A 25,398-nucleotide genomic window follows, 5' to 3' on the forward strand; every position below is an offset into this window, starting at 1 on the left:
CGGCCGGCTTTTTTTATCGTTGGGGTGCGGGGGGCCGGCCGGGGGCAACCCCCCCCGCCCCGCCTGTCATTCGAGGAACACAGGAGACCCATCACGATGAGCGACACGCTTTGCTTTCTGTCCGCCGTCGAACTGCAGGGCCGGATTCGGCGCAAGGAGGTATCGCCGGTGGAAGTGATCCGGGCCGTGCTGGAACGCGCCGCCCGCCTCCAGCCCGAGCTGAACTGCCTGATCACCGTATGCGCCGACGAGGCGCTGGCGGCGGCCCGCGAGGCCGAGCACGCGGTGATGGCCGGCCAGCCCCTGGGGCCGCTGCACGGCATTCCATTCACCGTCAAGGACATCGTCAATACGCGCGGCGTGCGCACCACCTTCGGCGCCGTGCCCATGCGCGACAACGTGCCGGCCGAGGATGCGGTGGCGGTCAGCCGCTTGCGTGACCACGGGGCCATCCTGGTGGCCAAGACCACCTCGCCCGAATTCGGCTCCAAGTGCCTGACCGATTCCCCGCTGTTCGGGCGCACCCGCAATGCGTGGAGCGCCGAACGGACCAGCGGCGGCTCCAGCGGCGGCGCCGCGGTGGCCGTGGCCGCCGGCATCGCCGCGTTGGCCGTGGCGACCGACGGCGGCGGTTCCACGCGCATTCCGGCGGCCTGCAATGGCGTGGTCGGCATCAAGCAGAGCCAGGGCGTGATCCCGCACAGCCAGGCGCAGGATCTCTTCGGCAACCAGACCTACGTCACCCCGACCACGCGCACGGTCGCGGACACCGGCCTGATGATGCAGGCCATGGCAGGCGAACATCCGTGCGATCCGTGGTCGATCGGCGTCCCCACGCCCAATTATGTCGACGCCGCGCAGCCTCGCGGCGACCTGCGCGGCCGGCGCGTCCTGTATTGCGCGGCGCCGCCGGGGCGGCCGGTATCCGCCGATGTCGCCAGCGCGTTCGAGGCGAGCCTGCAGAAGCTGGCAGAGCTGGGCGCGGAGCTCGAGCCCTTCTCTGGCGAAGGCTTCGACGTGGAGCCGATCTGGCGCGCGATCAATCACACCGTCTGGCGCACGCGCTTCGTCGATATCGTCGCCCGGCATGGCAGCGACCTCAGCCCCACCTTCGTGCGGCAGGTCGAATCGGCCGCGCAATTCAGCGGCGTGGAATACCAGCAGGCCATGTTCGAGCGCTCCAGGCTGTTCCAGCGCGTGCAGGCGCTGCTGCAGCGCGGCGACCTGCTCGCCATGCCCACGCTGACGCGCACGGCGCTGCCGATTGGCCAGGACCTGTTCGGCACCATCGACATCGATGGAACGGCTTATGAAAACGTCCGCGCCCACTGGTTCCCGTGGACCATGCCCTTCAACATGACGGGCCACCCCGCCATCAGCCTGCCCTGCGGGTTCGGCCGCGACGGGTTGCCGATCGGCTTCCAGCTCGTGGGCCGGTTCCGCGGCGATGCGGAACTGCTGCGCGTGGCAGCCCTGTTCGAAGCCGCGCACGGCCTGACCGGCCAGTGGCCGGCGCTGCCATGACTGTCCGCCTTCCCGCCGTGTCTCCTGCTCTCAACGCTTCGCCAGCCAGCCCCACTGCCATGTATCAAGCCTCACGCCGCAAGTTCTCGCTCTCCGTTCTGGCGATGTCCGCCGTCGCCATGGCCGTTCCCGCCGCGACCGCATTCGCCGCGGATAATGCCGAGCCCATGCACATCATCGTCGGCTACGCGCCGGGCGGCGCAGCCGACAGCCTGGCGCGCATCTATGCCGAGCAGTTGCGCCAGGATGGCCACGGCACGGTCATCGTGGAAAACCGCCCCGGCGCCTCGGCGCGGCTGGCGCTGGACTACGTCAAGCGCGCGAAGCCCGATGGCAAGACCGTGTTCATCGGCCCGTCGCCGCTTTTCACCATTTTCCCGCTGACCTACAAGAAGCTGTCGTATGACGCCGACAAGGACCTGGTCCCGGCCGCCGTGCTGACCGACGTGCCAACGGTCGTCGCCGCCGGCGTGCAGCAGCCCTACAAGAACATGAAGGAATACATGGACTGGGCGCGCCGCAATCCGGACAAGGCCAGCCTGGGCCTGGCTACGATCGGCAGCGCGGGCCACCTCGGTACGGTCGCGCTGGGCAAGGCGGCTGGCGTGGCCATTACGCCGGCCGCCTACCGCGGCGCATCGCCGATGCTCGTCGACGTGATCAGCGGCAATGTGTCGATCGGCTGGGATGCGGTGGCCAGCATGATGCCGCTCTACAAGGGCGGCAAGCTGCAGTTCCTGGGCGTGAGCGGCACGCGGCGCGCGAAGGCGCTGCCCGATGTGCCCACCATGAAGGAACAGGGCTTCAGCCAGTATGACTACGCCACCAGCTGGTATGGCGTGTTCGTGCCTGCCGGCACGCAGCCGGATGTACTGGCCAAAGTGGAGAAGATGTTCCTGGCCGCATCGGCGAACCCGTCCACCGCGGCGAAGCTGGAAGCGCTGGGGCTCGAGGTCGTGGCCAGGCCCGGGCAGGAAGCGCGGCATCGCATCCAGGTGGAACGCGCCGCGTGGCGGCCGATCGTGGAGGCGACTGGCTTCGTGGCGGAGGATTGACCGCCGGCCTGCTCCCCTCTCCCGCTTGCGGGAGAGGGGAGAAAACATGCGCTCGGCGTGCTCCTCGCCCCTAATCCGCCTTCACCCCCAGCGTCTTCGCCAGCGGAATCCACCGCGCACGCTCATCACGCACGAACTGCCCAAACGCCTCCGCCGAACCCGGCATCGGCTGCGCGCCGATCGCGTGCAGCTTGTCCTGCAGATCCTGCTGCTTCAGCGCGTCGTTGATGGCACGGTTCAGCCCCGCCACCACCGTATCAGGCGTTCGCGCCGGCGCCACGACGCCGAACCATGCGCTGGCCTCCAGCCCCGGATAGCCCAGCTCCTGCATGGTGGGCACATCGGGTAGCAGCGGAAAGCGGCTGCGGTCCAGGATCGCCAGCGCATGCAGCTTGCCGCTCCTGGCCTGCTGCATCGACGAAGGCAAGGCGTCGAACATGATGTCGATGTTCTTGCCCATCAGGCTGATGATGGCCGGCGCGCTGCCCGCGAACGGCACGTGCGTGACCTTGAAGCCAAGCTGCGATGCCGCGTATTCGCCGGCAAGGTGCGTGATATTGCCGCTGCTGGCCGACCCCATGGTGAGCTTGCCGGGCGACTGCTTGCCCAGCGCCACCAGCTCCTTCACGGACTTTACCTGCAGGTCCTGCCGCGTGACCAGAAGGAGCGGCGACTTGCCCATGCCCGCCACCGGCTTGAAGTCCTTGACCGGGTCGTACGGCAGCGTGGTGTAGAGCGCGCTGTTGATGACCAGCGGCGCATTGGAGCCCACCAGGAAGGTCTTGCCGTCGGGCTCGGCCCGCGCCACGGTCTCGGCGGCGATGATGCCGCCGGCGCCGCCCTTGTTGTCGACCACGATCGGCGTGCCCAGCGTGACACTGGCCTGCTGCGCCACCAGCCGCGTGATCTGGTCCGCCGCGCCGCCGGGCGGATAAGGCACGACAAAGCGGATCGGCTGCGCGCGTGTCTGCGCCGCTGCGGGCGTGGCCATGACGCCCAGAACAGCTGCCGCAACGGCGGCTGCGAGGCGCAACGGGAATCTGGTCTTCACTGCTGTCTCCTCTGGTTGGTATCTGCTTGCAGCGGCCATCGGCCGCCCCTACAGCACGCCGTCCTTGCGCAGCGCTGCGATGCGCGTCGCGTCATAGCCCAGTCCGCCAAGGACTTCGTCGGTGTGCTCGCCAAGCGTCGGCGCGGAATGCCGGTAGCGGATCGGCGTATCGGAGAGCCGGATCGGATTGGCCAGGCCGGGAGCATCGACTCCGGCACTGTGCGGCAGCGACACCTGCATTTCCCGATGGCGCACCTGCGGGTCTTCGAACACCTGCTGCATGTTGTAGATCGGGCCGCACGGCACGTTGGCGGCCTCCAGCAGCTCGACCCATTCGGTCATGGCGCGCGCGAGCATGGCCTCGGCCACCTGCGGGATCAGTACTTCGCGGTTGCGGTTGCGGTTGCCGGCCGTGGAAAAGCGCTCGTCTTCGGCCAGATCGGGCCGCCCGATCACCTTGCACAGCGCGCGGTACTGGCCATCATTGCCGACGGCCACGATGACATCGCCTTCCTTGCAGCGAAACACCTGGTACGGAACCATGTTCGAGTGCGCATTGCCCATGCGCTGCGGGACCTTTCCCGACAGGAAGTAGTTGATGGCCTGGTACGAGTTGATGGTCACCACGCAGTCCAGCAGGGCCATGTCGATGTACTGGCCCACGCCGCTCACATGGCGGTGCTCCAGCGCGGCCAGGATGGCCGTGGTCGCGTACATGCCGGTCAGCAGGTCGGTGATCGCGATGCCCGACTTGACCGGGCCGCCGCCGGGCTCGCCATCGGGCATGCCGGTAATGCTCATCAGCCCGCCCATGCCCTGGAACACGAAGTCATAGCCCGGCAGCGCCGCATACGGCCCGCTCTGGCCGAAACCGGTAATCGAGCAGTACACCAGCCGCGGGTTGATGGCGCGCAGGTCTTCGTAGCCGAGCCCGTAGCGCGCCAGCGTCCCGACCTTGTAGTTCTCGACCACCACATCGGCCTCGCGCGCGAGGTCGCGGATGATGGCCTGGCCCGCGGGCGTGGCGATGTCCACGGTCACCGAGCGCTTGCCGCGGTTCGCGCTGAGGAAGTAAGACGAATCGCGTGTTTCCTCCCCGTGCGCGTCGCGCAGGAACGGCGGGCCCCAGGCGCGCGTGTCGTCGCCGGCGCCGGGCCGCTCGATCTTGATCACGTCCGCGCCCATGTCGGCAAGGTTCTGCGTGGCCCAGGGGCCGGCCAGCACGCGCGTAAGGTCCAGCACCCTGATGTGTCCGAGGGCTTTCTTCATGTGTCTCCTTCGTGTTTCGGGTCTGTGCTGCCCGGGCGTGTCCAGGCGGACAGCCGAAGCTCAGCTTAGAAGTGCCCCGGCATCGGTGTCCAATATTCATTTGCTCGACACTGATATCTCCCGGATATCACTCACCAACAAATGAATATTGGACGAAGCCATGCCGCTCCCCTTAGCCTTGGCGGCACAGACGGCGCGGACACACTGCGGCGTTAGTCAGATTCAGAAACGGAGAGACACAACATGGCTGAATTCCTTCGCTACGAGCAGCAGGGCCACATCGTGACCCTGACCATGAACGAGCCCGAGCGCCGCAACCCGCTGACGGGCAACACCGCCGTCGACGAGTTCCTGGTGGCCATCGACCGCATCCATGGCGACCGCAGCGTGCGCGCCGTCATCATCACCGGCGCGGGCACCGCGTTCTCGTCGGGCGGCAATATCCACGACATGGAACGCCAGGCCTCGGGCGAAGTCAGCGGCATGGAGATCCGCCAGGACTACCGCTGCGGCATCCAGCGCCTGCCTTTGGCGCTGTTCAACCTGGAGGTGCCGGTGATCGCCGCCGTCAACGGCGCGGCCATGGGCGCCGGCCTGGACCTGACCTGCATGTGCGACCTGCGCATTGCCTCGGAGCGCGCGCAGTTTGCGGAGTCGTTCGTGCGCCTGGGGATCATCCCTGGCGATGGCGGCGCATGGCTGCTGCCGCGCGTGATCGGCCTGTCGCGCGCTGCCGAGATGATCTTCACGGGCGAGCCCATCAGCGCCCAGCAGGCGCTGGAGTGGAACCTGGTGTCACGCGTGGTGCCGGCCGAGGAACTGATGCCCGCGGCGAACGCGCTGGCCGAGCGCATTGCCGCCAATCCTCCGCATGCCGTGCGGCTGGCCAAGCGGCTGATGCGCGAAGGCATGCATACGCGGCTGGATACGCTGCTGGAACTTTCGGCCGGCTACCAGGCGCTGTCGCACCAGACCGCCGATCACCGCGAAGCGGTGCAGGCGTTCCTGGAGAAGCGCAAGCCGGTGTTTACGGGGAACTGAGTTTGTGTGACGGGGCGGCGTGGCCGCCTAAGATTGCGTCCCGGTATTGCCGTCGTCTTCCGCGCCGGCATCCTGGTGTATCGCGGACAGAAGCGTCGGTAGCCGCCTCTGTCCCGTCAACCGTTACGGATTCCGTCTACCCCGCTGCCCCCAGCGAACCCTCCACATTCCGCACCAGGCTGACCAGCCGCGGCCCGACGTCTTCCAGCAACTGCTTGCTCTGCTGGCTGAACACCGGCACCGATGCCGCGAACAGCCACGCCTCGCCGTCGCGGCGTGCGCGCATCGGCGCGGCGATCGACTCGATTTCCCGATGCAGGTCGCGGTGGCCCCGGCAGAAGCCGTGCGCTTCCAGGTCATGCGCCGCCTCCGCCAGCCTTCCCCGCAGCCAGGTTTCACGCTGTGGATCCGTAACGCGCAGGTGCTCCAGGAATGCGTTGCGCTCCGCATCGCCCATCATCGACAGATAGGCACGGCCGGATGCCGTGCGCGACATCGACACACGCGTACCGACCTCCGGACGATAGACGTGGCTGCGGGCGCCCTGCGCGATCTCCACATAAGTTAGCGTGTGTCCGTAGCCGACCATCAGTTCCACCTGCCCCTCGATGTGGTCGGCCAGCTCCTGCATCAGCGGGCGCGCGAGCTGCCGCACCGTCATGCGCGCCAGCGCCGGCGCGGCCAGGTTCACCAGCCCGACGCCCGGCACGTAGCGCGACAGGCGTTCCGAATAATGCAGCAGGCCCAGTTCGCACAAGGTGTCGAGCAAGCGGAACAGGGTCGGCTTGGCCAGGCCGGTGCGCTCCATCAGTTCCCGGCTGCTCAGTTCCTGCACGGTCGGCGAGAAGCAGTTGAGGATGGAAATGCCGCGCGCCAGCGCACTGACCAGGCGAGCTTCGCCTTCGGCCTCACCACCCCCAACAGGCGGCGACGTCATCGAAATCTGTGATTCATTAGCCATATCAATGTCGGAGTCTGGAGTTTTTTGATACCAGCGTCTCAAAACCCGGATGTTGCCCTTCGCTTTTTCCGAAGTCAAATCCCGTATTTTGGGTTTACGTGGCAGATTTCCGACGCGAGAATCCCAAATCATCGTATCCGACGATCACTTTTCGATACTGACGTCTCAATATCCGATTCGTCGCTCGTCACTCGCTATCGTCACTCGCTATCCGAAGCTGCTTTTCAGGAGACAACCTCATGCAACAAGCCGTCATCGTTGACGCCATCCGCAGCCCGATGGGCCGCTCCAAGCCGGGTTCGGCTTTCACCGAACTGCACGCCACCGAACTGCTCGCCCAGGTGCTCAAGGGCCTGGTTGAGCGCAACAAGCTGGACCCGGGCCTGGTGGACGACGTCATCACGGGCTGCGTCACGCAGGCCGGCGAGCAGTCCGCCGGCCCGGGCCGCGTGGCCTGGCTGGCGGCTGGCTTCCCCGACCACGTGCCGGCCACCACCATCGACCGCAAGTGCGGCTCCAGCCAGCAGGCCGTGCACTTCGCCGCGCAGGGCATCATGGCCGGCGCCTATGACATCGTGATCGCGTGCGGCATCGAGTCGATGAGCCGTGTGCCGATGGGTTCGGCGCGTATCGGCCAGAATCCCTACGGCCCGTCGATGGAAGCGCGCTATGCGCCGGGCCTGGTGTCGCAGGGCGTCGCCGCCGAACTGGTGGCCGCCAAGTACGAACTTTCGCGCGAACAGATGGATGGCTACTCGGCCCGCTCGCACGAACTGGCCGCCGCCGCGCGCGAAGCCGGCGCGTTCCGCCGCGAGATCCTGCCGATCGTCACGCCCAACGGCGTGATCGAGCATGACGAGACCATCCGCGCCGGCACGACGGTCGAGAAACTCGGCACGCTGCAGGCCTCGTTCCGCAATGACGAACTGAGCGCGCGTTTCCCGCAGATCGGCTGGAACGTGACCGCGGGCAATGCCTCGCAGATCAGCGACGGCGCCTCGGCCATGCTGCTGATGAGCGAATCGATGGCGCAGCGCCTGGGCCTGAAGCCGCGCGCGCGCTTCGTGGCCTTCGACGTATGTGGCGACGATCCGGTAATGATGCTGACCGCGCCGATCCCCGCCATCCAGCGTGCCATCAAGAAGAGCGGCCTGAAGCTGGACCAGATCGACCACTACGAGATCAACGAGGCGTTTGCCTGCGTGCCGCTGGCCTGGCAGAAGGCGCTGGGCGCCGACGCTGCGCGCCTGAACCCGCGTGGCGGCGCGATTGCGCTGGGCCACCCGCTCGGTGCTTCGGGCGTGCGCCTGATGACCACCATGCTGCATGCGCTGGAAGACAGCGGCCGCCGCTACGGCCTGCAGTCGATGTGCGAGGCCGGCGGCATGGCCAACGCGACCATCATCGAACGCCTGTAACGCTTTTGCGCAGGCCGGGATTTTTCGCGGCCTGCGCTGTATTTCCCGAACACCCAAATTCCTGAACAGCACCGGAGACTCAAGATGAAACTGACCGCTGATATGTCCGCCGTCGTGACCGGCGGCGCGTCCGGCCTGGGCCTGGCCACCGCACGCCGCCTGATGGAGCGTGGCGTGAGCGTGGTGATCGCCGACCTGTCCGAAGAACGTGGCCATGCCGCCGTCGACGAACTCGGCCCCAAGGCGCGCTTCGTCAAGGCCGATGTCTGCGACACCGAGCAGATGAATGCTGTCTATGACGCAGCCGAAGCGCTCGGCCCGCTGCGCGCGCTGGTGCACTGCGCCGGCCTGGGCGCCGCTGTGCGCGTGGTCGAGAAGGACGGTTCGCCGGGCTCGTTGGAGAAGTACGAATCGGTGGTGCGCATCAACCTGATCGGCACCTTCAACGCGCTGCGCCTCGGTGCCGCGCGCATGGCCAAGAATGAAATCGTGGACGGCGAGCGCGGCGCCTGCGTGCTGACCGCTTCGGTGGCCGCCTATGAGGGCCAGATCGGACAGATTCCGTATTCGTCGGCCAAGGCCGGCATCGTCGGCATGACGCTGGTGGCCGCGCGCGACCTGGCGCAACGCGCCATCCGCGTCTGCACGATTGCCCCGGGCCTGTTCGACACGCCGCTGCTGGCCAAGCTGCCGGAAAACGTACGCACCTCGCTGGGCGCCATGGTGCCGCACCCCGCGCGGCTGGGCGCGCCGGACGAGTACGCCTCGACCGCCCTGCACATCCTCGAGAACATCATGCTCAACGGCGAAACCATCCGCCTGGATGGCGCCATCCGCATGGCACCGCGCTGAGCCGCTGATCTCTTTACGACCGATCCCAAGGAACAAAGGACAAGCATGAGCGAAACGCTGCAACTCGAAACACGCGGCAACATCCTGCTGATCACCATGAACCGGCCCGAGGCCCGCAACGCCATGGACTTCGAGACCGCGACGGCATTGGCCGCGGCGCTCGACCAACTCGAGTCGCGCGACGACCTGAGCGTGGCCATCCTGACCGGCGCGGGCGGCACCTTCTGCTCCGGCATGGACCTGAAGGGCTTCCTGGCGGGCAAGCGCCCGAGCCTGCCGGGCCGCGGCTTCGGTGGCCTGACCGAGGCGCCGCCGCGCAAGGTGCTGATCGCCGCCGTCGAAGGCTATGCCCTGGCCGGCGGCTTTGAAATGGCCCTGGCCTGCGACCTGATCGTGGCGTCGAAGGCCGCCAAGTTCGGCCTGCCCGAAGTCAAGCGCGGCCTGGCGGCCGCCGCTGGCGGCCTGATGCGCCTGCCGCGCCGCATGCCGTACCACATCGCCATGGAGTACGCCCTGACCGGCAATATGCTCGGCGCCGAGCAGGCCCATGCCTACGGCCTGGTCAATCGCCTGACCGAGCCGGGCCAGGCGCTCGAAGCCGCGCTGGCGCTGGCCGGCGAAGTCGGCGCCAATGGCCCGATGGCCGTGGCGGTCAGCAAGCAGATCGTCAGCGAATCGGCTGACTGGTCGGCGGCCGAGATGTTCGAGCGCCAGCGCCCGATCGTCGCGCCGGTGTTCTCGTCGGCCGATGCCCGCGAAGGCGCGGCCGCGTTCGCGGAGAAGCGCAAGCCGGTGTGGACCGGCAAGTAAGCGGCATATAAGCGGCATGAAGCGGTAACCCTTGCCCGTGCGGCCGGCCTTTTGCGCCGGCCGCATTGCCATCCAGCCTTGCAGCACTGCAGCACCACAGACAAAACCATGGAGGAGACAACCATGATCACCCGGCTGCCACAATCGCTGTTCAAGACTTCCGCCGCGCTGATGCTTCCGGGCATCCTGGGCGCGGCTGCCCTGCCCCACGTTGTGCATGCCGCATCCGCGTGGCCCGACAAGCCCATCACCATCATCGTGCCCGGCGCGCCCGGCGGCACCACCGATATCCCGACGCGCCTCGTCGCGCAGAAGCTGTCAGTCCTGCTCGGCCAACCCGTCGTGGTAGACAACCGCCCAGGCAGCGGCGGCATCATCGGCACGCAGACGTTCATGCGTGCGGCCGCCGACGGCTACACGCTGCTGGTCGGCAACACCGGCTCGCATGCCATCAATTACAGCGCCTACAGCAAACTGACCTACAAGCCGCAGGATTTCGTGCCGCTCACGGACATGATCTCCTTCCCGAACGTGCTGGTCGTCAACGCGCAGTCGCCGTACAAGACCGTGGCCGATCTGGTCGCGCAGTTGAAGAAGTCGCCCGGGAAGTACTCCTATGCCTCGGCGGGCATCGGCCAGACCACGCACCTGACTTCGGAGCTGTTTCGGTTGCGTACCGGCACCGAAGTCATCCATGTGCCGTACAAAGGGTCCACGCCGGCCACCACCTCGCTGCTCGCAGGCGAAACGACGTTCATGTTCGACAACATGACGCAGGCATTGCCGCATATCCGCGCCGGCAAGCTGCGCGCGCTGGCCGTCACCAGTGCCGAGCGCCTGCCCGGCCTGCCCGATGTGCCGACCATGGAACAGGCCGGAATCAGGGATTTCGTGGTGATGGGCTGGCTTGGCGTTTTCGCGCCGGCGAAGACCCCGCCCGCGGTCGTTGCCGCGCTGCAGGAGGCGCTGGTCAAGGCCATGCGCGATCCCGAGATCGTGGCCAAGTTTCGCGAGATGGGCGGCATCGCCGGTGGCGAGCCACAGCCGAAGTTCGCCGCGCTCGTCGACAGCGAGGTGAAGCGCTGGGGCGAGACCATCAAGGCGTCCAAAGTCAGCCTCGACTGAGGGACCTTCGCGACGCCTGCGCGCGAGGTCTGCGCGGACCTGACCGATAGCCGCACAGGAGTTTGCCGCGAGCCACCGGGCGGGTGCCAGCCACATTGACACCCGTCCGGCCAGCCCCTACGCTGGCTTCACTCGGTGAATTCAGCGTCTGCTTAATCCCCATTTGAAATGGCGCGGGTCATCGGGACAAACAATAACGACCCGAGACATTCCCCGTGCCCTCCCGCTTCGACGCGCTTCGCCCGGCGCTCCCCATTCTCATCGGCGCCTCCGTCATGCTGAGCCTGGCCATGGGCCTGCGCCAGAGCCTGGGCATCTTCATGCCGCCGCTGACGAAGGACATCGGCATTTCGGTGTCCGACTTCACGGTGGCCATTGCCGTGCAGAACCTGGCCTGGGGGCTGCTGCAGCCGCTCGCGGGTGCGTGGGCCACGCGCGTTGGCTTCCGGCCGCTGATGATGACTGGCTCGCTGCTCTACGTGATCGGGTTGGTGCTGCTGTGCACCTCGCATGGACTGGTCGGCGTGACACTCGGCGCAGGCGTGGCCATTGGCGCGTCGATGGCTTGCACGGGCAGCGCCATCTCCATGGCGGTGGCGGCGCGGCCGGTGCCGGCGGCCATGCGCAGCACGGTGCTGGGTCTGGTATCGGGCGCCGGCTCGCTGGGTGCGCTGATCGCCGCGCCGATTGGCCAGGTGGTCTCGCAGTCGTTCGGCTGGCGCACCGGCGTGGCGGCGTTCGTCGTCCTGGCATTGGTGATGCTGCCCGCTGCCTGGTTCGCCGGCCGCGTGGACCGCCTGCCTGTCGCTACGCCGCAAGGAGCGGACCAGGGCAACGCGCGCCAGGCGCTGGGATCGGCCCTGCGCCACGTACCGTTCCTGGTCATGGCGATGGCATATTTCGTTTGTGGCATGCAGCTGGTCTTCCTGACCACGCACCTGCCCTCGTACCTCGATATCTGCGGCATGGACCCGATGCTCAGCGCGAAGGCGCTAGGCGTCATCGGCGGCTTCAACGTGCTGGGCAGCATCTTCTTCGGCTGGGCCGGCGGGCGCGTCAACAAGCTCCTGCTGCTGGGCTGCATCTACACCATCCGCTCGCTGGCGCTGACCTGGTATTTCTCGTCGGCACCCACGCCGGCGAGCACGCTGGTGTTCGCGGCCGTGATGGGTTTCCTCTGGCTTGGCGTGGCCCCGCTGGTGGCGGGCTGGATCGGCGAGACCTTCGGGCTGCGCTGGCAGGCCATGATCGCTGGCATGGCGTTCTTCAGCCACCAGATCGGCAGCTTTGTCGGCGCGTTCGGTGGTGGCCTGGTGTATGACGCGCTGGGATCGTACACGCTGGCGTGGCAGGTCGGCGTGGGGCTTGGCCTGACCGCGGGCCTGGCGCAGATCGCCTTTGCCGTAGCGACGCAGCGCCGACCGCCCGCACTCGCCACCACTTAGTCCCGGCATCAGGCCTGTCACCATGAGCCGTCGCGCCGCGACGGCTCAGTGCCACGCGCTGCCGACCTGGATGTAGAAGGCGTTCTGCCCCTTGCTGTGGGCGACGTCGATGCCCATCGATACCCCGAGCTTGCGCGCGATCATGTAGCGAAAGCCCGCCCCCACGCTGTAGACGTTGCTGGCATCGGAGAAGTCATTCCAGCGCCCATAGGCCTTGCCGGTCCCGGTGAAGCCCAGCACCGACCAGCGCGGCGTGACATCCCAGCGCAGCTCCATTTCCGCCATGACGGCATTGCGGTCCTGGTAGCGGCCCTTCTGCACGCCACGCAGGTCAACGTAAGGCTGCGCGTAGAACGGGACATCGCCGGTGGAAAAGCGCGTGTCGGCGCGCAGGCCCAGGATCAGCGTGCGTGCCAGCGGCAGCCAGGTGAAGCCGCGCGCGTTGTACATATTGAAGGTCTGCGTGCTGCCGAAACCCACGCGCGCGAACTGCGCTTCCAGTTCGGCATAGCTGCCGCGATTCGGATAGAAGATGTTGTCGCGCGAATCGTAGTCGACCACGATGCCGCCCTTGCCGATACGTTGGTCCTTTTCGATGTTTCCCAACTCGGTGGCGTTGCCAAACTTGAACGTGGCCGATGAATCGAACATGACGTAGCGTGGCCCGACGTACCAGGGCGAGTCACCGATGCGGACCAGGAACTGCTGTACCAGGAAGTTGCCCTGCAATTCGTAGGCGCGCGCCTGGTTCAGTTGGCCAAAGTAGTCGAGCTGGGCATCCACCTTTGCAATCGCGCCGAGATAGCGGTAGCGATCGCCGTCCCAGGTGTGGAAATGGCCCAGGCCCGCCGCCCAGGTGCCATTTTCCGTGTAGGCCCCGCCAACCACCGTGATATTCGGCGGCGCAGGGCCCTTGCCGGATGCCCTCGCATTGGCGGCGGCTTCGGCCATGGACTCCGAGAAGAACACCAGCCCGAGTCCGAAGCCATAGCCCACCGCAGGCTCGGTGATGACGGTCGGGACCGGCAGCGCACCTTTGTGGTTGAGCAGGAAGTCGCTCGCGTCGAACATGCCGTCCTCGGGATCGAAGAAGGACAGGCTGCGCGCGGGCTTCGCTTCTGACGACGCCGGTGCCATTGGTGGTGCGGCGTCCTGCGCCAGCGCCGGACCCCAGGTCGCCAGTCCCAGCGCGGCCAGTAGCGCGGCCAGTAGCGCGGCCATCGTGTTCCGGGCAGATGGTGGCAGGGTTCTCATGCTGATCCATGTGTGCGTCCGGCTTGCCGCACGCCGTGGTTTGAGGTCAAGGCCGAATGTATCCCGGCATGGCGGCCAGACGTGGCCTGCCGTCATGAAACTTTTCGAAGCACGAATTCAACGGCATGGCCTGCGCGTGCGCTCGTGGCACCGTTGCTCGGCGGCATGTGGCCAGATCCGCCGCCCGCCTGCACTACAATGCGGGGTTTCCCAGCTTCGCGCCACCACGCCCCATGACGACCCTCGGAACCCCCCTTTCCCCTTCGGCCACCAAGGTCATGCTGCTCGGCTCCGGCGAGCTCGGCAAGGAAGTGCTGATTGCGCTGCAGCGGCTCGGTGTGGAAACGATTGCCGTGGACCGCTACGAGAACGCCCCCGGCCAGCAGGTCGCCCACCACGCGCGCACCATCGCCATGAGCGACCCGGCACAGCTCAAGGCGCTGATCGAGGCGGAAAAGCCGCAGCTTGTGGTGCCCGAGATCGAGGCCATCGCCACGCCGATGCTTGAGCAGCTCGAAGCCGCCGGCGTGGTGCGCGTGATTCCCACCGCGCGCGCCGCGCGCCTGACCATGGACCGCGAAGGCATCCGCCGGCTCGCCGCTGAAACCCTGGGCCTGCCGACCAGCCCGTACAAGTTCTGCGATTCGCTCGAAGAACTGCAAGCCGCGATCGACGGCGGCATCGGCTACCCGTGCGTGGTCAAGCCGGTCATGAGCAGCTCCGGTAAAGGCCAGAGCAAGATCGACGGCCCCGAAGGCGTCAAGGCTGCGTGGGAGTACGCCATGGCAGGCGGACGCGTCAGCCACGGCCGCATCATCGTGGAAGGCTTTATCGACTTCGACTACGAGATCACCCTGCTGACGGTGCGCGCGCTCGGCGCCGATGGCCAGGTCGAAACCCACTTCTGCGCGCCGATCGGCCACGTCCAGGTCAGCGGCGATTACGTCGAAAGCTGGCAGCCGCACCCGATGCACCCGGCGGCGCTGGAAAAGGCCGAGCACATTGCACGCGCGGTCACGTCGGACCTCGGCGGCCAGGGCCTGTTCGGCGTGGAACTGTTCGTCAAGGGCGAGCAGGTCTGGTTCAGCGAAGTCAGCCCGCGCCCGCACGATACCGGCATGGTCACCATGGCCACGCAATGGCAGAACGAGTTCGAGCTGCACGCGCGCGCCATCCTGGGCCTGCCGGTCAGCACGGCGCTGAAGAGTCCCGGCGCCAGCGCCGTGATCTACGGCGGCGTGGAGGCCCGGGGCGTCGTATTCGACGGTGTGGCCGAGGCGCTGCGCGTGCCGCAGACCGAGGTCCGCCTGTTCGGCAAGCCGGAAAGCTTCGCCACGCGCCGCATGGGCGTGGCGCTGGCCTATGCCGACGATGTCGACACCGCACGCGAGCGCGCCAAGGAGGCGGCCAGCCGCGTCAAGCCGCGCGTGGCGGGCTGATGCTTACCGCATCGGCGATGCCTTCTTCTCGGGTATCGCCACTTGCGCCACTTGCGCCGCCGCAACCTGCGCCGCGGCCAGCAGGGAATTGGTGCGTGCCCCGGTCAGGTCCGCGCCCGACGGCGCCTGGTACAGGCGCAGGCTCAGCTCGGGCAGGATCGCCAGCAGGTGGTCGAACAGATCGCCCTGGATGCGTTCGTAGTCCATCCACCCGGTCAGCCGCGTGAAGCAGTAGACCTCGACCGGGATGCCGTGCGAATCGGGCTCCATCATGCGCACGTTGAGCAGCAGGTCCTGGTGGATCTCCGGGTGCGCCTTCAGGTAGGCAATGCCATACGCGCGGAAGGTCCCGATATTGGTCAGCCGGCGGCGGTTGACCGCATCGCCGCCGGCCTCGACCAGCAGCCGGTTGGCCTCGTCGACCTCGGCCTGCTTTTGTTCCAGGTAGTCGTGCAGCAGCCGGAAGCGCATCAGCGCATGGACCTCGTCGTCGCTCAGGAACCGCACGCTGCCGGCGTCCAGGCGCAGCGTGCGCTTGATGCGGCGCGCGCCCGATTCGAACATCTGGCGGTAGTTGCGATAGCTTTCCGAAAACAGTTTGTAGGTCGGCACCGTGGTCACGGTGTTGTCCCAGTTCTGCACCTTCACCGTATGCAGGGCGATGTCCTTGACGTAGCCGTCGGCATTGCATTGCGGCATCTCGATCCAGTCGCCGATGCGCAGCATGTCGTTCGAGGTCAGCTGCGTGCTGGCCACCAGCGACAGCAGCGTGTCCTTGAATACCAGCAGCAGCACCGCGGACAACGCGCCGATGCCCGACAGCATCCACAGCGGCGAGCGGTCGATCAGGATCGACAGCACCAGCACGCCGCACACCAGCCACAGGCCCAGCCGCCCCACCTGCACGTAGCCCTTGATCGAGCGTGTCTGCGCGCGCGTGCTGCCGGCATAAACGTCCTGCCAGGCGCCCAGCGCGCCGATCATCATCATGAAGATGCAGACCCATGTGCCTGCATGCGTGATCCGTTCGACGGCCTGCGCGTAGCGGCCGATATTCGGCACCTCGTCGGCGCCCACGGTAATCACCGCGAACCACACGGCATAGCCGAAGCGCCGGTACACCCGGTGACGCATGAGCCCCTTGCTCCAGCGGCCGTTGCCGGCCATGACAAGCAGCCGGTGCGCGATGCGCGAGACCACCTTGGCCACCAGCCACTGGGAGACCGTGGCGACCAGGATGAGGATCGCCATGTAGACGAGGTTCTGCGCCCACGGACGGGTGGGCATGGAATGCTGGATCAGGTCCGGCAGGGCATCGATGTCCATGAAGGCGGGGAAAGGCAGTTCACTCAGCCGCTCAGTGTACAAAAACGCGGCGGCAGCGCGCGAGCGGGCCTCCTTTGCCCCCTGCCGGCTAGGCGGCGGGTATCGCCGTGGCGATTGCCTCCGCGGCGCCGAGCTGCCCCTGCCCGGCGTACATCGCCAGCAACTGTTCGTCGGTATAGCCCCAGTCGGCCGGGTCTTCAAAGGCCACCACACTGTCGTCGCTGTGGCGCAGGTCGATGACCTGCGACGGCAGCGCACGGGAGTCCGCCACCGAGTAGAACGCCATCACGCGCGGCCGCAGCGGCTCGGATTCATGCTGGGCGCAGACTACCGCCAGCCGGTTCGAGCGCAGCCGCAGCACCGTGCCGAGCGGGTAGATGCCCACGGTGCGCGTAAAGGCCTTGAACACGCGGCGGTCGAACAGCGTGTCGACGCGTACCGCCATGTATTCCATGGCGCGCGCGGGCGACCATTCCTGATGGCCCGGGCGGCTGGAAGTCAGGGAATCGTACGTATCGCAAATGGCCGCGATCTTGGCGTGGACGCTCAGTTCCCGCCCCATCAGCCCGAACGGATAGCCGCGTCCGTCCACGCGCTCGTGGTGGTGCACGCAGACGTCCAGCACGACGTTGGCGTTCACGCGCGCTTCGTTCAGGATGCGGTAGCCCGTCGACGGATGGCGGCGGATCTCCTCGTCCTCGCCGGGCTTGCGCGAAGCGGGCTTGTGCAGCACGGCCTCGGGCAGCGTCAGCTTGCCGATGTCATGTACCAGGCCGGCCAGGCCCAGGTCGCGGACCTCTTCGGGCGGCAGTTCCATGGTCCGCCCGACCGCGACCATCAGCACGCACATGGCGAAGGCGTGCATGTAGCTATAGTCATCGCGCGCCTTGAGCCGCGCCAGTGCGATCAGCGCCTGCGAATGCCGCGACAGCGACTGCGACGCCGAGTCCACCAGCAGCAGCGCGCCGTCTACCTCCAGCGCGCGCCCCATGCGCACGTCGGTGAACATCGAGCCGATCACTGACTTGCCCGACTGCAGCAACTCGCGCGCGTGGCCGAACTCGGCCTCCAGGCTGATGGCGGGGACTGGCGCGGGATCCGGCTCCGGCTCCGGCGTCTCCCAGGCGTTCAGCGCCGCCGGCGGCGTTGGCGCGTTGCGGCCCTTGAGGATGTCGATCCACAGTTCCTGCACGCCCGATGACCGGATCTGGCCGACCTGATCCTCGCTGGTCACCAGGAATTTCGATCGCGAGAATGCCCGCGCATGCCAGGGTCCGCCCAGCTTGGCAACGAACATGCCGACCTGCAGTTGCTCCGCCTTGATTCGTCTCAACATGCATTGCCCCGTGTCAAATGGTGCCTCGTTCCCGGCCCATATCGGCAGCCGCGGCCAGGACTTTAGAAAAATATGCAGCTGGAACCGAGCCGGCCGCCGCTGTCAAGCCAACGGACAATGTCCAGACGGGCTCCTCGGGCATTCCGCCCACACGGCCCGGCCCGGCTACAATGGCCCGCCAATCGCTTACCAGACGCCCGCAGACGCTCGCCGGTCATCCCATGTCCAGAACGTACACGCTAGTCGGCATTGCCCGCGCCAAGACCAATCGCCGCGAAGCTCTGGTTTCCCAGCTCGATTCGCTGCGCTCGCGCGGGTTGACGGAGCCGGGCTGCCTGAACTACCACGTCGGACAGGACGCCGAGGATGCCCAGGTTGTGGTGGTCTACATGGTCTGGGACTCCAAGGGCGCGCTGGAATCGCACCTGAACCGCGAATATATGCGTGACTTCCACGCCACCCGGCAGGAGCTGGTCGAAGGCGATTTCGACTTCCGCTGGCTGAACGCGGCCTAACGGTGCCCACGGCGCGCAAGGCGCTGCGTACCGCCTGTCTTGTCAATCTCCGCTGCCCGGTCTATCACTCTGGATGACGCCCCATGCCTTGCGGGGCGTGGCAGGAGTGCGCCATGGATGTCAGGGATGGTTTTGTCGGCACGATCGGACATACGCCGCTGATCCGGCTCGGCGGGTTGAGCGCCGAGACCGGCTGCGACATCTATGGCAAGGCTGAATTCCTGAATCCCGGCGGCTCGGTCAAGGACCGCGCCGCGCTATACATCATCCGCGATGCCGAACGCCGTGGCACGCTGCGGCCGGGCGGCACGGTCGTCGAAGGCACCGCGGGCAATACCGGCATCGGCCTGGCGCATATCTGCGCGGCGCGCGGCTACCGGTGCATCGTGGTCATTCCCGATACCCAGTCCCCCGAGAAGATGGCGCGCCTGAGCATGCTCGGCGCCGAGGTGCGCGCGGTCCCGGCCAAGCCGTACGCCGACCCGGACAACTACCAGAAGATTGCCGGCCGGCTGGCGGCGCAGACCGATAACGCCATCTGGGCCAACCAGTTCGACAACGTGGCCAATCGACAGGCCCACTACGAAACCACCGGCCCGGAAATCTGGCATGACACCGCCGGGCACCTCGACGCCTTCGTCTGCGCCACCGGTACCGGCGGCTCGCTGGCAGGGATCTCGCGCTGCCTGAAGGCACACGATCCGCGCGTGCGCATCGTGCTCGCCGATCCTTGCGGCAGCAGCCTCTACAACTTCGTCAAGCACCGCGAACTGAAGTCCGAAGGCGGCTCGATCACCGAGGGCATCGGTTCCAGCCGCGTTACCGCGAACCTGCAGGACACCGTGATCGACGACGCCGTGCGGGTCGACGACCAGGCCTGCGTCGACATGGTCTATCGCCTGCTGCGCGAGGAAGGGCTGTTCCTGGGCGGCTCCACGGGCATCAACGTCGCGGCCGCCGTCGCGCTGGCGCGCGAAATGGGCCCGGGCCATCGCATCGTCACCCTGCTCTGCGACCGCGGCGATCTTTACTTCGGGCGGCTGTTCAATCAGGATTGGCTGGCCGGAAAGGGCCTGGTTCCCGCGCCATTCGCGCACACGTTGCCGCATGCGGGCTAGCATGGCGGCCGACGGTCAGATCGGGCGGCTACGCTCGCCGCGCCCCTTCCATGCCTTCACCAACCACCCGCAAGCCGACCAGATGGATGTCCACCTCACGATCCGCGGCCGCCAGGATCTGGCCGGCCAGATCTATCGCGAACTGCGCGCCGGCGTGATGGAGGGCCGGCTCGCGCCGGGCCAGCGGCTGCCTTCGACGCGGGAACTGGCGCTGCAGCTCGGCGTCTCGCGCAAGACCACGCTCGACGTGTTCGAACGGCTGATCGCCGAGGGCTACCTGCGCTCGCGCGCGGGCGATGGCACCTTCGTAGCGGACGCCATGACGCGGCTTGTGCCGCCGCCGCCCATGCCGGCCACATCACCGGCGACCGGATCGATCTGGGCGCAGCTGGAAGACGCGTTGCCGATGACGCCACCAGACACCCCGCCAGCCTACGATTTCGTCGGCGGCGTCACGGACAAGCGTCTGTTTCCGTTCGACCAGTGGCGCCGTTGCGTCGGCCACGCGCTGCGCGTGCAGGCGCGCGGACGCGGCGCCTACCATGATCCGGCCGGTGAACAGGAACTGCGGCAGGCCGTGGCGAGCTACCTGGCCTTCAGCCGCGCCGTGGTCAGTCACTGGCAGGAGGTCGTCATCACGCAGGGCGCGCAGCAGGCGCTGGATCTGCTGACCAAGGTCGCCGTCCGGCCCGGCGAGGTGGTCGCCATGGAAGACCCCGGCTATCCCCCCGCGCGCATCATCTTCGCTGCGCTGGGCGCGCAGGTGGTGCCGGTGCCCGTGGATGAGGAAGGGCTGGTGGTCGACGCGCTGCCAGCCAACGCACGGATGGTCTATGTCACGCCGTCCCACCAGTTTCCGCTGGGCCTGCCCATGAGCCTGGAGCGTCGGCTGGCCCTGCTGGAATGGGCGCAGCGCCACGGCGCGCTGGTGGTGGAGGACGACTACGACGGCGAGTTCCGCTTTGAAGGCCGCCCGATGGAATCGCTCAAGAGCCTGGATACGGCGGGGGTAGTGGCCTACGTGGGCACCTTCTCCAAGACCATCTTCCCGGAACTGCGCGTGGGCTATGTCATTCCGCCCGCGCCGCTGGGCGCCGCACTGCGCCGGGCCAAGCAGGTCGGCGACTGGCACAGCTGCAGCCTGACGCAGACCGCCCTGGCCAAGTTCATGCTCGATGGCTATTTCGCCAAGCACCTGCGGCGCGTGCACAAGGAATACGCCTCGCGCCGCGCCGCGCTGCTCGAACATCTGCGCGGCGACCTGGCGCCGTGGCTCAGCCCGCTGCCCTGCGCAGTCGGCATCCACCTGGCGGCAACCATCCGGACGCCTCATGATGAAAGCGATGTGATCCGGCGGGCGGCGGCAGAGTCGGTCGGGGTTTACGGCGTGGCTGGCATGTTTGCCAGCCAACCGCCACGACCGGGCCTGCTGTTCGGCTACGGTGGCATCGGCGTCGAAGCGATCCATGCCGGGCTCTCACGTCTTGCCGGCGCCCTTGCCGGCCGACGCCAGGACGCAGCGTGAGCGTGCGTTTCACTGGTTACCTAAAATCCGTCGGAATCGGCCATTTTGAATAGCCACCGGCTGTCCTACTCTTGATCGCATGGCAGCGCCCCCGGCGCCGCGCCACCCACACACCGAACCGGAGCAAACGATGCAACAACGTCTGGATTTCTACAAGGCCAGCCCGGCCGCCATCAAGGCCGTCATGGCGCTGGAAGAGCAGATCGGCAAGAGCGGGCTGGAACAGCCGCTGGTCGAACTGGTGCGCCTGCGTGCGTCGCAGATCAACGGCTGCGCCTACTGCATCGACCTGCACACGCGCGACGCGCGCAAGGGCGGCGAGGACGATCGCCGGCTTGCCACGCTGTCGGTATGGCGTGAAACGCCGTTCTTCACGGAGCGCGAGCGGGCCGCGCTGGCCTGGACCGAGGCCGTGACGCTGGTGTCGCAAGACCATGTGCCGGACGCCGTGTGGGAAGCCGTGCACCCGCATTTCGAAGCGGCGGAGCTGGTCAACCTCACGCTGCTGATCAACGCCATCAACACGTGGAACCGGTTTGCGATCGCCTTTCGCAAGACGCCGGCCTGAGCCTCAGTCCGTCTTGAGTCGCCGCCACAGCGTGGTGGGGCTGATCCCCAGGATATGGCAGGCCGCATTGCGATCGCCGCCGCATTCGGCCAGCACCCGGCGGATATGCTCGGTCTCGCTCGCCTGCGCGACACCCGCCAGCGAACGGCCGACACGGCGCTGAGGGCTGCTGCGCGTGGTTTCCTGCGCGGGGATGTCGACGACAATCCGCGCCTCGGGTGCGATCCCCACATCATCGCCGAACAATTCCGGCACCGCGGCATGCAGTTCGCGCTGCAGTTCGGCGGGCTCCAGCGGGCGGCCCGCCACGAGCACGGCAATGCGCTCGGTGACGTTTTCCAGTTCACGGATATTGCCCGGCCAGTGGTAGCCAGCCAGCCGCAGGCGAGCGACTTCCGGCAGGCCTTCCTGATGCTCCAGCCCCAAACGTTCCAGCGCGCGCCGGTAGAGCAAGTCCGCCAGTTCCGGCAAGTCCCCGGCGCGCTCGCGCAGCGGCGGCACCTCGATGCGCAGGATGTTGAGCCGGTAGTAAAGGTCCTGCCGGAAGCTGCCTTCGCGCACGCGCTGCGGGAGATCGCGGTGCGTGGCGGCGATCACGCGCACGTTGACCGGCACGGCCTCCAGCCCGCCGATCGGCAGCACCTGCTTTTCCTGCAGCACACGGAGCAGTCGCGTCTGCAGCGCCAGTGGCATGTCGCCAACCTCGTCAAGGAACAGCGTGCCGTTGTGGGCCGACTCGAACAGGCCCGCCTTGCCGCCGCGCCGCGCGCCGGTGAAGGCGCCCTCTTCATAGCCGAACAGCTCGCTTTCGAGCAGCGCCTCGGGGAACGCCGCACAGTTGACGGCCACGAACGGGAAAGCGCGGCGCGGGCTGGCGTCGTGCATGCCTTGCGCCAGCACCTCCTTGCCGGTACCGCTCTCGCCGCCAATCAGCACGGTGGAATCGACGGCCGCATAACGCCGCGCCAGATCGCGCAAGTGCGCCATGGCGTCCGAAGTGCCAGCCAGGTCTTCCAGGCTGTAGCGCACCCCGGGCAGCCGCGTCCGGCTGCGCGAGCGCAGGTTGCGGTCCACGCGCTGGATCGCGGTGGCGTCCTGCAGGGTCAGCAGCGCACCCGTGGTACCCGACTCGTTGACGAGCGGGATGCGGTTGACCACGACCATGCGGTCGCCCACTTTCTGGATCGCCTCGAGTTCCTTCGCGCCGCTCTGGATCACGTCATCCAGCGACAGACCGGGCGACAGCGCCTGCAGCTTGCGTCCGACCGCACTCGCGGCCGGCGTGCCGAGGAAACGCTCCATCGCCGGGTTGAATGACTGGATGCGGCCTTCGCCGTCGACCGCGGCCACGCCCTCGTTCAGGTGCGCAAGGATGTTGTTGACGTAGTCGCGCCGCCCGGACTCGATGCGCCGCAGGCGTGCCGCCTCGATGGCATCCTCCAGCGCCATGCGCACGGAATTGCCCGAATACAGGAACACGCCGATCAGGCCGAGCCGGTCCGCCAGGTCGGTCACCAGGCCTGGGCCGACCACCACTTTCACGCCTTCCTGCTTGAGCGTCTGCACGCGCGCGGTAGCGTCGTCCTCGGTCAGATAGGTATACGCGGGGATCGACAGCGAAAACGCGCGCGTGAATTCGTCGACCTCGGCGTACGTGGACGCGTGCGTCACGAGCGCTACATGGGGCGAGATGCGCCGCGCGGTCGACAATGCGCTCATCACGTCGAAGCCGGTCACCTTGACCAGCACGACCGGAAGGTCCACGTGCTGGCGCAGGTAGGCGCCATTGGAGCCGCCCGAGACCACGACGTCGAGCTTGCCTTCGCGCGCCTCGCGCCGAATGGCGTCGGCCGCTGAGTCGTAGGCGCGGCCGACGATGCGGAACTCCGCAAGATGGGAATAGGCGGGAATCAGTTCCGCGAAGGCGCGCTGCAGGCGGCTGATGCCCAGGGCCCAGATGCGCGGCAGGCCGGAAGGAGAGGCTGAGGGTGGCATGGTGCTTCGACGGTAAAGTGCTGCTATTGTGCCCGCGGCGGACATGAATTTCAATTGTGAAATTCGAACTCCACGCATGCAATGCAATAGTGCGATGAAATGCCTTTCAGCGCTTTTGAGCGCTCACCGTTTGTATGAAAATTATCCATAAAATCAATTGGTTAAGAACGCACACAAGGTTCGCCCGAGAGGCTGGCATAGCCCTTGCGTTATTGGTCCCGTTCCTTCATTGCCCCTGACAACGAGACACCGCACCATGACCTATTCCGCATCCGACCTGGCCCGTTCGGCCGGCGCCCGCTTCCGCCAGGCCCTGGCCGAAGAGCATCCGCTGCAAGTGGTGGGCACCATCAACGCCAATCACGCCCTGCTGGCCAAGCGCGCTGGCTACCGCGCCATCTACCTGTCGGGCGGCGGCGTGGCCGCGGGCTCGCTGGGCCTGCCCGACCTGGGCATCTCGGGCCTGGAAGACGTGCTGATCGACGTGCGCCGCATCAGCGACGTATGCGATGTGCCGCTGCTGGTCGATGTCGACACCGGCTTCGGTTCGTCGGCCTTCAACGTGGCCCGCACCACCCGCTCGCTGATCAAGGCCGGCGCCGGCGCCATGCACATTGAAGACCAGGTCGGCGCCAAGCGCTGCGGCCATCGTCCGAACAAGGAAATCGTCACGCAGGGCGAGATGGTCGACCGCATCAAGGCGGCCGTCGATGCGCGCACCGACGAGAACTTCGTGATCATGGCGCGCACCGACGCGCTGGCCGTGGAAGGCCTGGAAAGCGCCATCGAGCGCGCCGTGGCATGCGTCGAGGCAGGCGCCGACGCGATCTTCCCGGAAGCCATGACCGACCTGGCCATGTACCGCAAGTTCGTGGATGCTGTGAAGGTGCCGGTGCTGGCCAACATCACCGAATTTGGCGCCACGCCGCTGTTCACCACCGACGAACTGGCCGGCTCCGGCGTGTCGATGGTCCTGTACCCGCTGTCGGCCTTCCGCGCCATGAACAAGGCCGCCGAGAACGTCTACACCGCCATCCGCCGCGACGGCACCCAGAAGAACGTGGTCGACACCATGCAGACGCGCTCGGAACTCTACGAGAGCATCGGCTACCACGCCTACGAACAGAAACTCGACGCCCTGTTTGCCCAGGGCAAGGCCAAGTAAGGCCAGCCGAACCGTACCTCACAAGGAGACCCTGATGTCCGAAGCACAACCGATCGCCACCCCGAAGCCCAAGAAATCCGTTGCCCTGTCGGGCGTGACTGCCGGTAACACCGCCCTGTGCACCGTTGGCCGTACCGGCAACGACCTGCACTACCGCGGCTATGACATCCTGGACGTGGCCGACGCCTGCGAGTTCGAGGAAATCGCCCACCTGCTGGTCCACGGTAAGCTGCCGAACAAGGCCGAACTGGCCGCCTACAAGACCAGGCTGAAGTCGCTGCGCGGCCTGCCCGCCAGCGTCAAGGCCGCGCTGGAATGCGTGCCGGCCTCGGCCCACCCGATGGACGTGATGCGCACCGGCGTGTCGGTGCTGGGCACCGTGCTGCCGGAGAAGGACGACCACAACACCCCGGGCGCGCGCGACATCGCCGACCAGCTGATGGCCAGCCTGGGCTCGATGCTGCTGTACTGGTACCACTTCAGCCACAACGGCCGCCGCATCGAAGTCGAGACCGACGACGACTCCATCGGCGCCCACTTCCTGCACCTGCTGCACGGCAAGAAGCCGTCGGCCCAGTGGGAACGCGCGATGCACACCTCGATGAT

At 67.1% G+C, this 25,398-nt stretch carries 22 protein-coding genes; 15 read left to right on the forward strand and 7 right to left on the reverse strand.

Translation table 11 applies throughout. From position 1 onward, the window contains the following. The first annotated feature begins 96 nt into the window (after nucleotides 1–96). Nucleotides 97–1,524, forward strand: coding sequence for an amidase (locus AC3FKH_RS28425; protein WP_488679034.1), 1,428 nt, complete (start codon nucleotides 97–99; stop codon nucleotides 1,522–1,524). A gap of 104 nt (nucleotides 1,525–1,628) precedes the next feature. Continuing rightward, a complete protein-coding gene (locus tag AC3FKH_RS28430) occupies nucleotides 1,629–2,579 on the forward strand; it encodes a Bug family tripartite tricarboxylate transporter substrate binding protein (protein WP_488679057.1) in 951 nt (316 codons plus the stop codon). Between the two features lie 70 nt (nucleotides 2,580–2,649). On the opposite strand, the gene AC3FKH_RS28435 is transcribed toward AC3FKH_RS28430, so the two are convergent. Both AC3FKH_RS28435 and AC3FKH_RS28440 read right to left on the reverse strand, forming a co-directional pair. Beyond that, nucleotides 2,650–3,570: a Bug family tripartite tricarboxylate transporter substrate binding protein gene (locus AC3FKH_RS28435; RefSeq protein WP_488679058.1), complete on the reverse strand. Its 921-nt coding sequence runs from the start codon at nucleotides 3,568–3,570 to the stop codon at nucleotides 2,650–2,652. Between the two features lie 108 nt (nucleotides 3,571–3,678). Beyond that, the gene (locus AC3FKH_RS28440; protein ID WP_488679035.1) at nucleotides 3,679–4,899 is read right to left on the reverse strand and encodes a CaiB/BaiF CoA transferase family protein; all 1,221 of its coding nucleotides are present in this window, start codon (nucleotides 4,897–4,899) and stop codon (nucleotides 3,679–3,681) included. A gap of 243 nt (nucleotides 4,900–5,142) precedes the next feature. Between AC3FKH_RS28440 and AC3FKH_RS28445 the strand changes: the two genes are divergently transcribed. Continuing rightward, nucleotides 5,143–5,940 carry a crotonase/enoyl-CoA hydratase family protein gene (locus AC3FKH_RS28445; RefSeq protein WP_488679036.1) on the forward strand — a complete coding sequence of 266 codons (798 nt, stop codon included), beginning with the start codon at nucleotides 5,143–5,145 and terminating at the stop codon, nucleotides 5,938–5,940. A 136-nt stretch (nucleotides 5,941–6,076) separates the two neighbouring features. On the opposite strand, the gene AC3FKH_RS28450 is transcribed toward AC3FKH_RS28445, so the two are convergent. Beyond that, nucleotides 6,077–6,901: an IclR family transcriptional regulator gene (locus AC3FKH_RS28450; protein WP_488679037.1), complete on the reverse strand. Its 825-nt coding sequence runs from the start codon at nucleotides 6,899–6,901 to the stop codon at nucleotides 6,077–6,079. Between the two features lie 239 nt (nucleotides 6,902–7,140). On the opposite strand from AC3FKH_RS28450, the gene AC3FKH_RS28455 reads away from it, so the two are divergent. From AC3FKH_RS28455 to AC3FKH_RS28475, 5 genes are all read left to right on the forward strand, one after another. Further along, entirely contained in the window at nucleotides 7,141–8,319 is a 1,179-nt protein-coding gene (locus tag AC3FKH_RS28455; RefSeq protein WP_488679038.1) for a thiolase family protein, read from the forward strand. Between the two features lie 84 nt (nucleotides 8,320–8,403). Then, nucleotides 8,404–9,171: an SDR family NAD(P)-dependent oxidoreductase gene (locus tag AC3FKH_RS28460; protein WP_488679039.1), complete on the forward strand. Its 768-nt coding sequence runs from the start codon at nucleotides 8,404–8,406 to the stop codon at nucleotides 9,169–9,171. A gap of 45 nt (nucleotides 9,172–9,216) precedes the next feature. Beyond that, nucleotides 9,217–9,981 (forward strand): crotonase/enoyl-CoA hydratase family protein, encoded by a 765-nt coding sequence (locus tag AC3FKH_RS28465; RefSeq protein WP_488679040.1) that lies wholly within the window; start codon nucleotides 9,217–9,219, stop codon nucleotides 9,979–9,981. Nucleotides 9,982–10,104: 123 nt separating this feature from the next. Further along, complete coding sequence (locus AC3FKH_RS28470; RefSeq protein ID WP_488679041.1) at nucleotides 10,105–11,106, forward strand: Bug family tripartite tricarboxylate transporter substrate binding protein; 1,002 nt, start codon at nucleotides 10,105–10,107, stop codon at nucleotides 11,104–11,106. Nucleotides 11,107–11,381: 275 nt separating this feature from the next. Further along, nucleotides 11,382–12,551, forward strand: coding sequence for an MFS transporter (locus AC3FKH_RS28475; protein WP_488679059.1), 1,170 nt, complete (start codon nucleotides 11,382–11,384; stop codon nucleotides 12,549–12,551). A 45-nt stretch (nucleotides 12,552–12,596) separates the two neighbouring features. On the opposite strand, the gene AC3FKH_RS28480 is transcribed toward AC3FKH_RS28475, so the two are convergent. Beyond that, on the reverse strand, nucleotides 12,597–13,805 hold the full coding sequence (locus AC3FKH_RS28480) for a BamA/TamA family outer membrane protein (RefSeq protein ID WP_488679042.1): 1,209 nt from the start codon (nucleotides 13,803–13,805) through the stop codon (nucleotides 12,597–12,599). 233 nt (nucleotides 13,806–14,038) lie between these two features. Between AC3FKH_RS28480 and purT the strand changes: the two genes are divergently transcribed. Continuing rightward, a complete protein-coding gene (gene purT, locus AC3FKH_RS28485) occupies nucleotides 14,039–15,244 on the forward strand; it encodes a formate-dependent phosphoribosylglycinamide formyltransferase (protein WP_488679043.1) in 1,206 nt (401 codons plus the stop codon). A 3-nt stretch (nucleotides 15,245–15,247) separates the two neighbouring features. Here purT and AC3FKH_RS28490 read toward each other — a convergent pair whose 3' ends face one another. Further along, complete coding sequence (locus tag AC3FKH_RS28490) at nucleotides 15,248–16,570, reverse strand: mechanosensitive ion channel family protein (protein ID WP_488679044.1); 1,323 nt, start codon at nucleotides 16,568–16,570, stop codon at nucleotides 15,248–15,250. A gap of 88 nt (nucleotides 16,571–16,658) precedes the next feature. Beyond that, nucleotides 16,659–17,906: a cyclic di-GMP phosphodiesterase gene (locus AC3FKH_RS28495; RefSeq protein WP_488679045.1), complete on the reverse strand. Its 1,248-nt coding sequence runs from the start codon at nucleotides 17,904–17,906 to the stop codon at nucleotides 16,659–16,661. Nucleotides 17,907–18,127: 221 nt separating this feature from the next. Here AC3FKH_RS28495 and AC3FKH_RS28500 point away from each other — a divergent pair, with 221 nt between their 5' ends. The 4 genes from AC3FKH_RS28500 to AC3FKH_RS28515 all read left to right on the forward strand — a co-directional run bounded on the left by AC3FKH_RS28500 (nucleotide 18,128) and on the right by AC3FKH_RS28515 (nucleotide 21,632). Further along, on the forward strand, nucleotides 18,128–18,421 hold the full coding sequence (locus tag AC3FKH_RS28500; RefSeq protein WP_483729457.1) for a putative quinol monooxygenase: 294 nt from the start codon (nucleotides 18,128–18,130) through the stop codon (nucleotides 18,419–18,421). A 113-nt stretch (nucleotides 18,422–18,534) separates the two neighbouring features. Next, nucleotides 18,535–19,539 (forward strand): cysteine synthase A, encoded by a 1,005-nt coding sequence (locus AC3FKH_RS28505; protein ID WP_488679046.1) that lies wholly within the window; start codon nucleotides 18,535–18,537, stop codon nucleotides 19,537–19,539. 82 nt (nucleotides 19,540–19,621) lie between these two features. Then, a complete protein-coding gene (gene pdxR / locus AC3FKH_RS28510) occupies nucleotides 19,622–21,064 on the forward strand; it encodes a MocR-like pyridoxine biosynthesis transcription factor PdxR (protein ID WP_488679060.1) in 1,443 nt (480 codons plus the stop codon). Nucleotides 21,065–21,194: 130 nt separating this feature from the next. After that, the gene (locus tag AC3FKH_RS28515; protein ID WP_488679047.1) at nucleotides 21,195–21,632 is read left to right on the forward strand and encodes a carboxymuconolactone decarboxylase family protein; all 438 of its coding nucleotides are present in this window, start codon (nucleotides 21,195–21,197) and stop codon (nucleotides 21,630–21,632) included. A gap of 3 nt (nucleotides 21,633–21,635) precedes the next feature. Here AC3FKH_RS28515 and prpR read toward each other — a convergent pair whose 3' ends face one another. Then, nucleotides 21,636–23,627, reverse strand: a complete 1,992-nt coding sequence (prpR, locus tag AC3FKH_RS28520) for a propionate catabolism operon regulatory protein PrpR (RefSeq protein WP_488679048.1) — start codon at nucleotides 23,625–23,627, stop codon at nucleotides 21,636–21,638. Nucleotides 23,628–23,883: 256 nt separating this feature from the next. Between prpR and prpB the strand changes: the two genes are divergently transcribed. Both prpB and AC3FKH_RS28530 read left to right on the forward strand, forming a co-directional pair. Next, nucleotides 23,884–24,792: a methylisocitrate lyase gene (prpB, locus tag AC3FKH_RS28525; RefSeq protein WP_488679049.1), complete on the forward strand. Its 909-nt coding sequence runs from the start codon at nucleotides 23,884–23,886 to the stop codon at nucleotides 24,790–24,792. A gap of 34 nt (nucleotides 24,793–24,826) precedes the next feature. Beyond that, a partial coding sequence (locus AC3FKH_RS28530; RefSeq protein WP_488679050.1) for a citrate/2-methylcitrate synthase occupies nucleotides 24,827–25,398 on the forward strand: 572 nt, incomplete at its 3' end.

It is taken from the genome of Cupriavidus sp. 21MJTG02-4 (assembly GCF_057798975.1).

Coding starts and splice junctions, on each gene's coding strand:
- AC3FKH_RS28435 (WP_488679058.1), bottom strand. CDS start 3,570: ATGGCCACGCCCGCAGCGGCGCAGACACGCGCGCAGCCGATCCGCTTT.
- AC3FKH_RS28465 (WP_488679040.1), top strand. CDS start 9,217: ATGAGCGAAACGCTGCAACTCGAAACACGCGGCAACATCCTGCTGATC.
- AC3FKH_RS28430 (WP_488679057.1), top strand. CDS start 1,629: ATGTCCGCCGTCGCCATGGCCGTTCCCGCCGCGACCGCATTCGCCGCG.
- AC3FKH_RS28445 (WP_488679036.1), top strand. CDS start 5,143: ATGGCTGAATTCCTTCGCTACGAGCAGCAGGGCCACATCGTGACCCTG.
- pdxR (WP_488679060.1), top strand. CDS start 19,622: ATGGATGTCCACCTCACGATCCGCGGCCGCCAGGATCTGGCCGGCCAG.
- AC3FKH_RS28505 (WP_488679046.1), top strand. CDS start 18,535: ATGGATGTCAGGGATGGTTTTGTCGGCACGATCGGACATACGCCGCTG.
- AC3FKH_RS28515 (WP_488679047.1), top strand. CDS start 21,195: ATGCAACAACGTCTGGATTTCTACAAGGCCAGCCCGGCCGCCATCAAG.
- AC3FKH_RS28480 (WP_488679042.1), bottom strand. CDS start 13,805: ATGAGAACCCTGCCACCATCTGCCCGGAACACGATGGCCGCGCTACTG.
- AC3FKH_RS28450 (WP_488679037.1), bottom strand. CDS start 6,901: ATGGCTAATGAATCACAGATTTCGATGACGTCGCCGCCTGTTGGGGGT.
- AC3FKH_RS28500 (WP_483729457.1), top strand. CDS start 18,128: ATGTCCAGAACGTACACGCTAGTCGGCATTGCCCGCGCCAAGACCAAT.
- AC3FKH_RS28490 (WP_488679044.1), bottom strand. CDS start 16,570: ATGGACATCGATGCCCTGCCGGACCTGATCCAGCATTCCATGCCCACC.
- AC3FKH_RS28470 (WP_488679041.1), top strand. CDS start 10,105: ATGATCACCCGGCTGCCACAATCGCTGTTCAAGACTTCCGCCGCGCTG.
- AC3FKH_RS28495 (WP_488679045.1), bottom strand. CDS start 17,906: ATGTTGAGACGAATCAAGGCGGAGCAACTGCAGGTCGGCATGTTCGTT.
- prpB (WP_488679049.1), top strand. CDS start 23,884: ATGACCTATTCCGCATCCGACCTGGCCCGTTCGGCCGGCGCCCGCTTC.
- AC3FKH_RS28455 (WP_488679038.1), top strand. CDS start 7,141: ATGCAACAAGCCGTCATCGTTGACGCCATCCGCAGCCCGATGGGCCGC.
- AC3FKH_RS28440 (WP_488679035.1), bottom strand. CDS start 4,899: ATGAAGAAAGCCCTCGGACACATCAGGGTGCTGGACCTTACGCGCGTG.
- prpR (WP_488679048.1), bottom strand. CDS start 23,627: ATGCCACCCTCAGCCTCTCCTTCCGGCCTGCCGCGCATCTGGGCCCTG.
- purT (WP_488679043.1), top strand. CDS start 14,039: ATGACGACCCTCGGAACCCCCCTTTCCCCTTCGGCCACCAAGGTCATG.
- AC3FKH_RS28460 (WP_488679039.1), top strand. CDS start 8,404: ATGAAACTGACCGCTGATATGTCCGCCGTCGTGACCGGCGGCGCGTCC.
- AC3FKH_RS28425 (WP_488679034.1), top strand. CDS start 97: ATGAGCGACACGCTTTGCTTTCTGTCCGCCGTCGAACTGCAGGGCCGG.
- AC3FKH_RS28475 (WP_488679059.1), top strand. CDS start 11,382: ATGCTGAGCCTGGCCATGGGCCTGCGCCAGAGCCTGGGCATCTTCATG.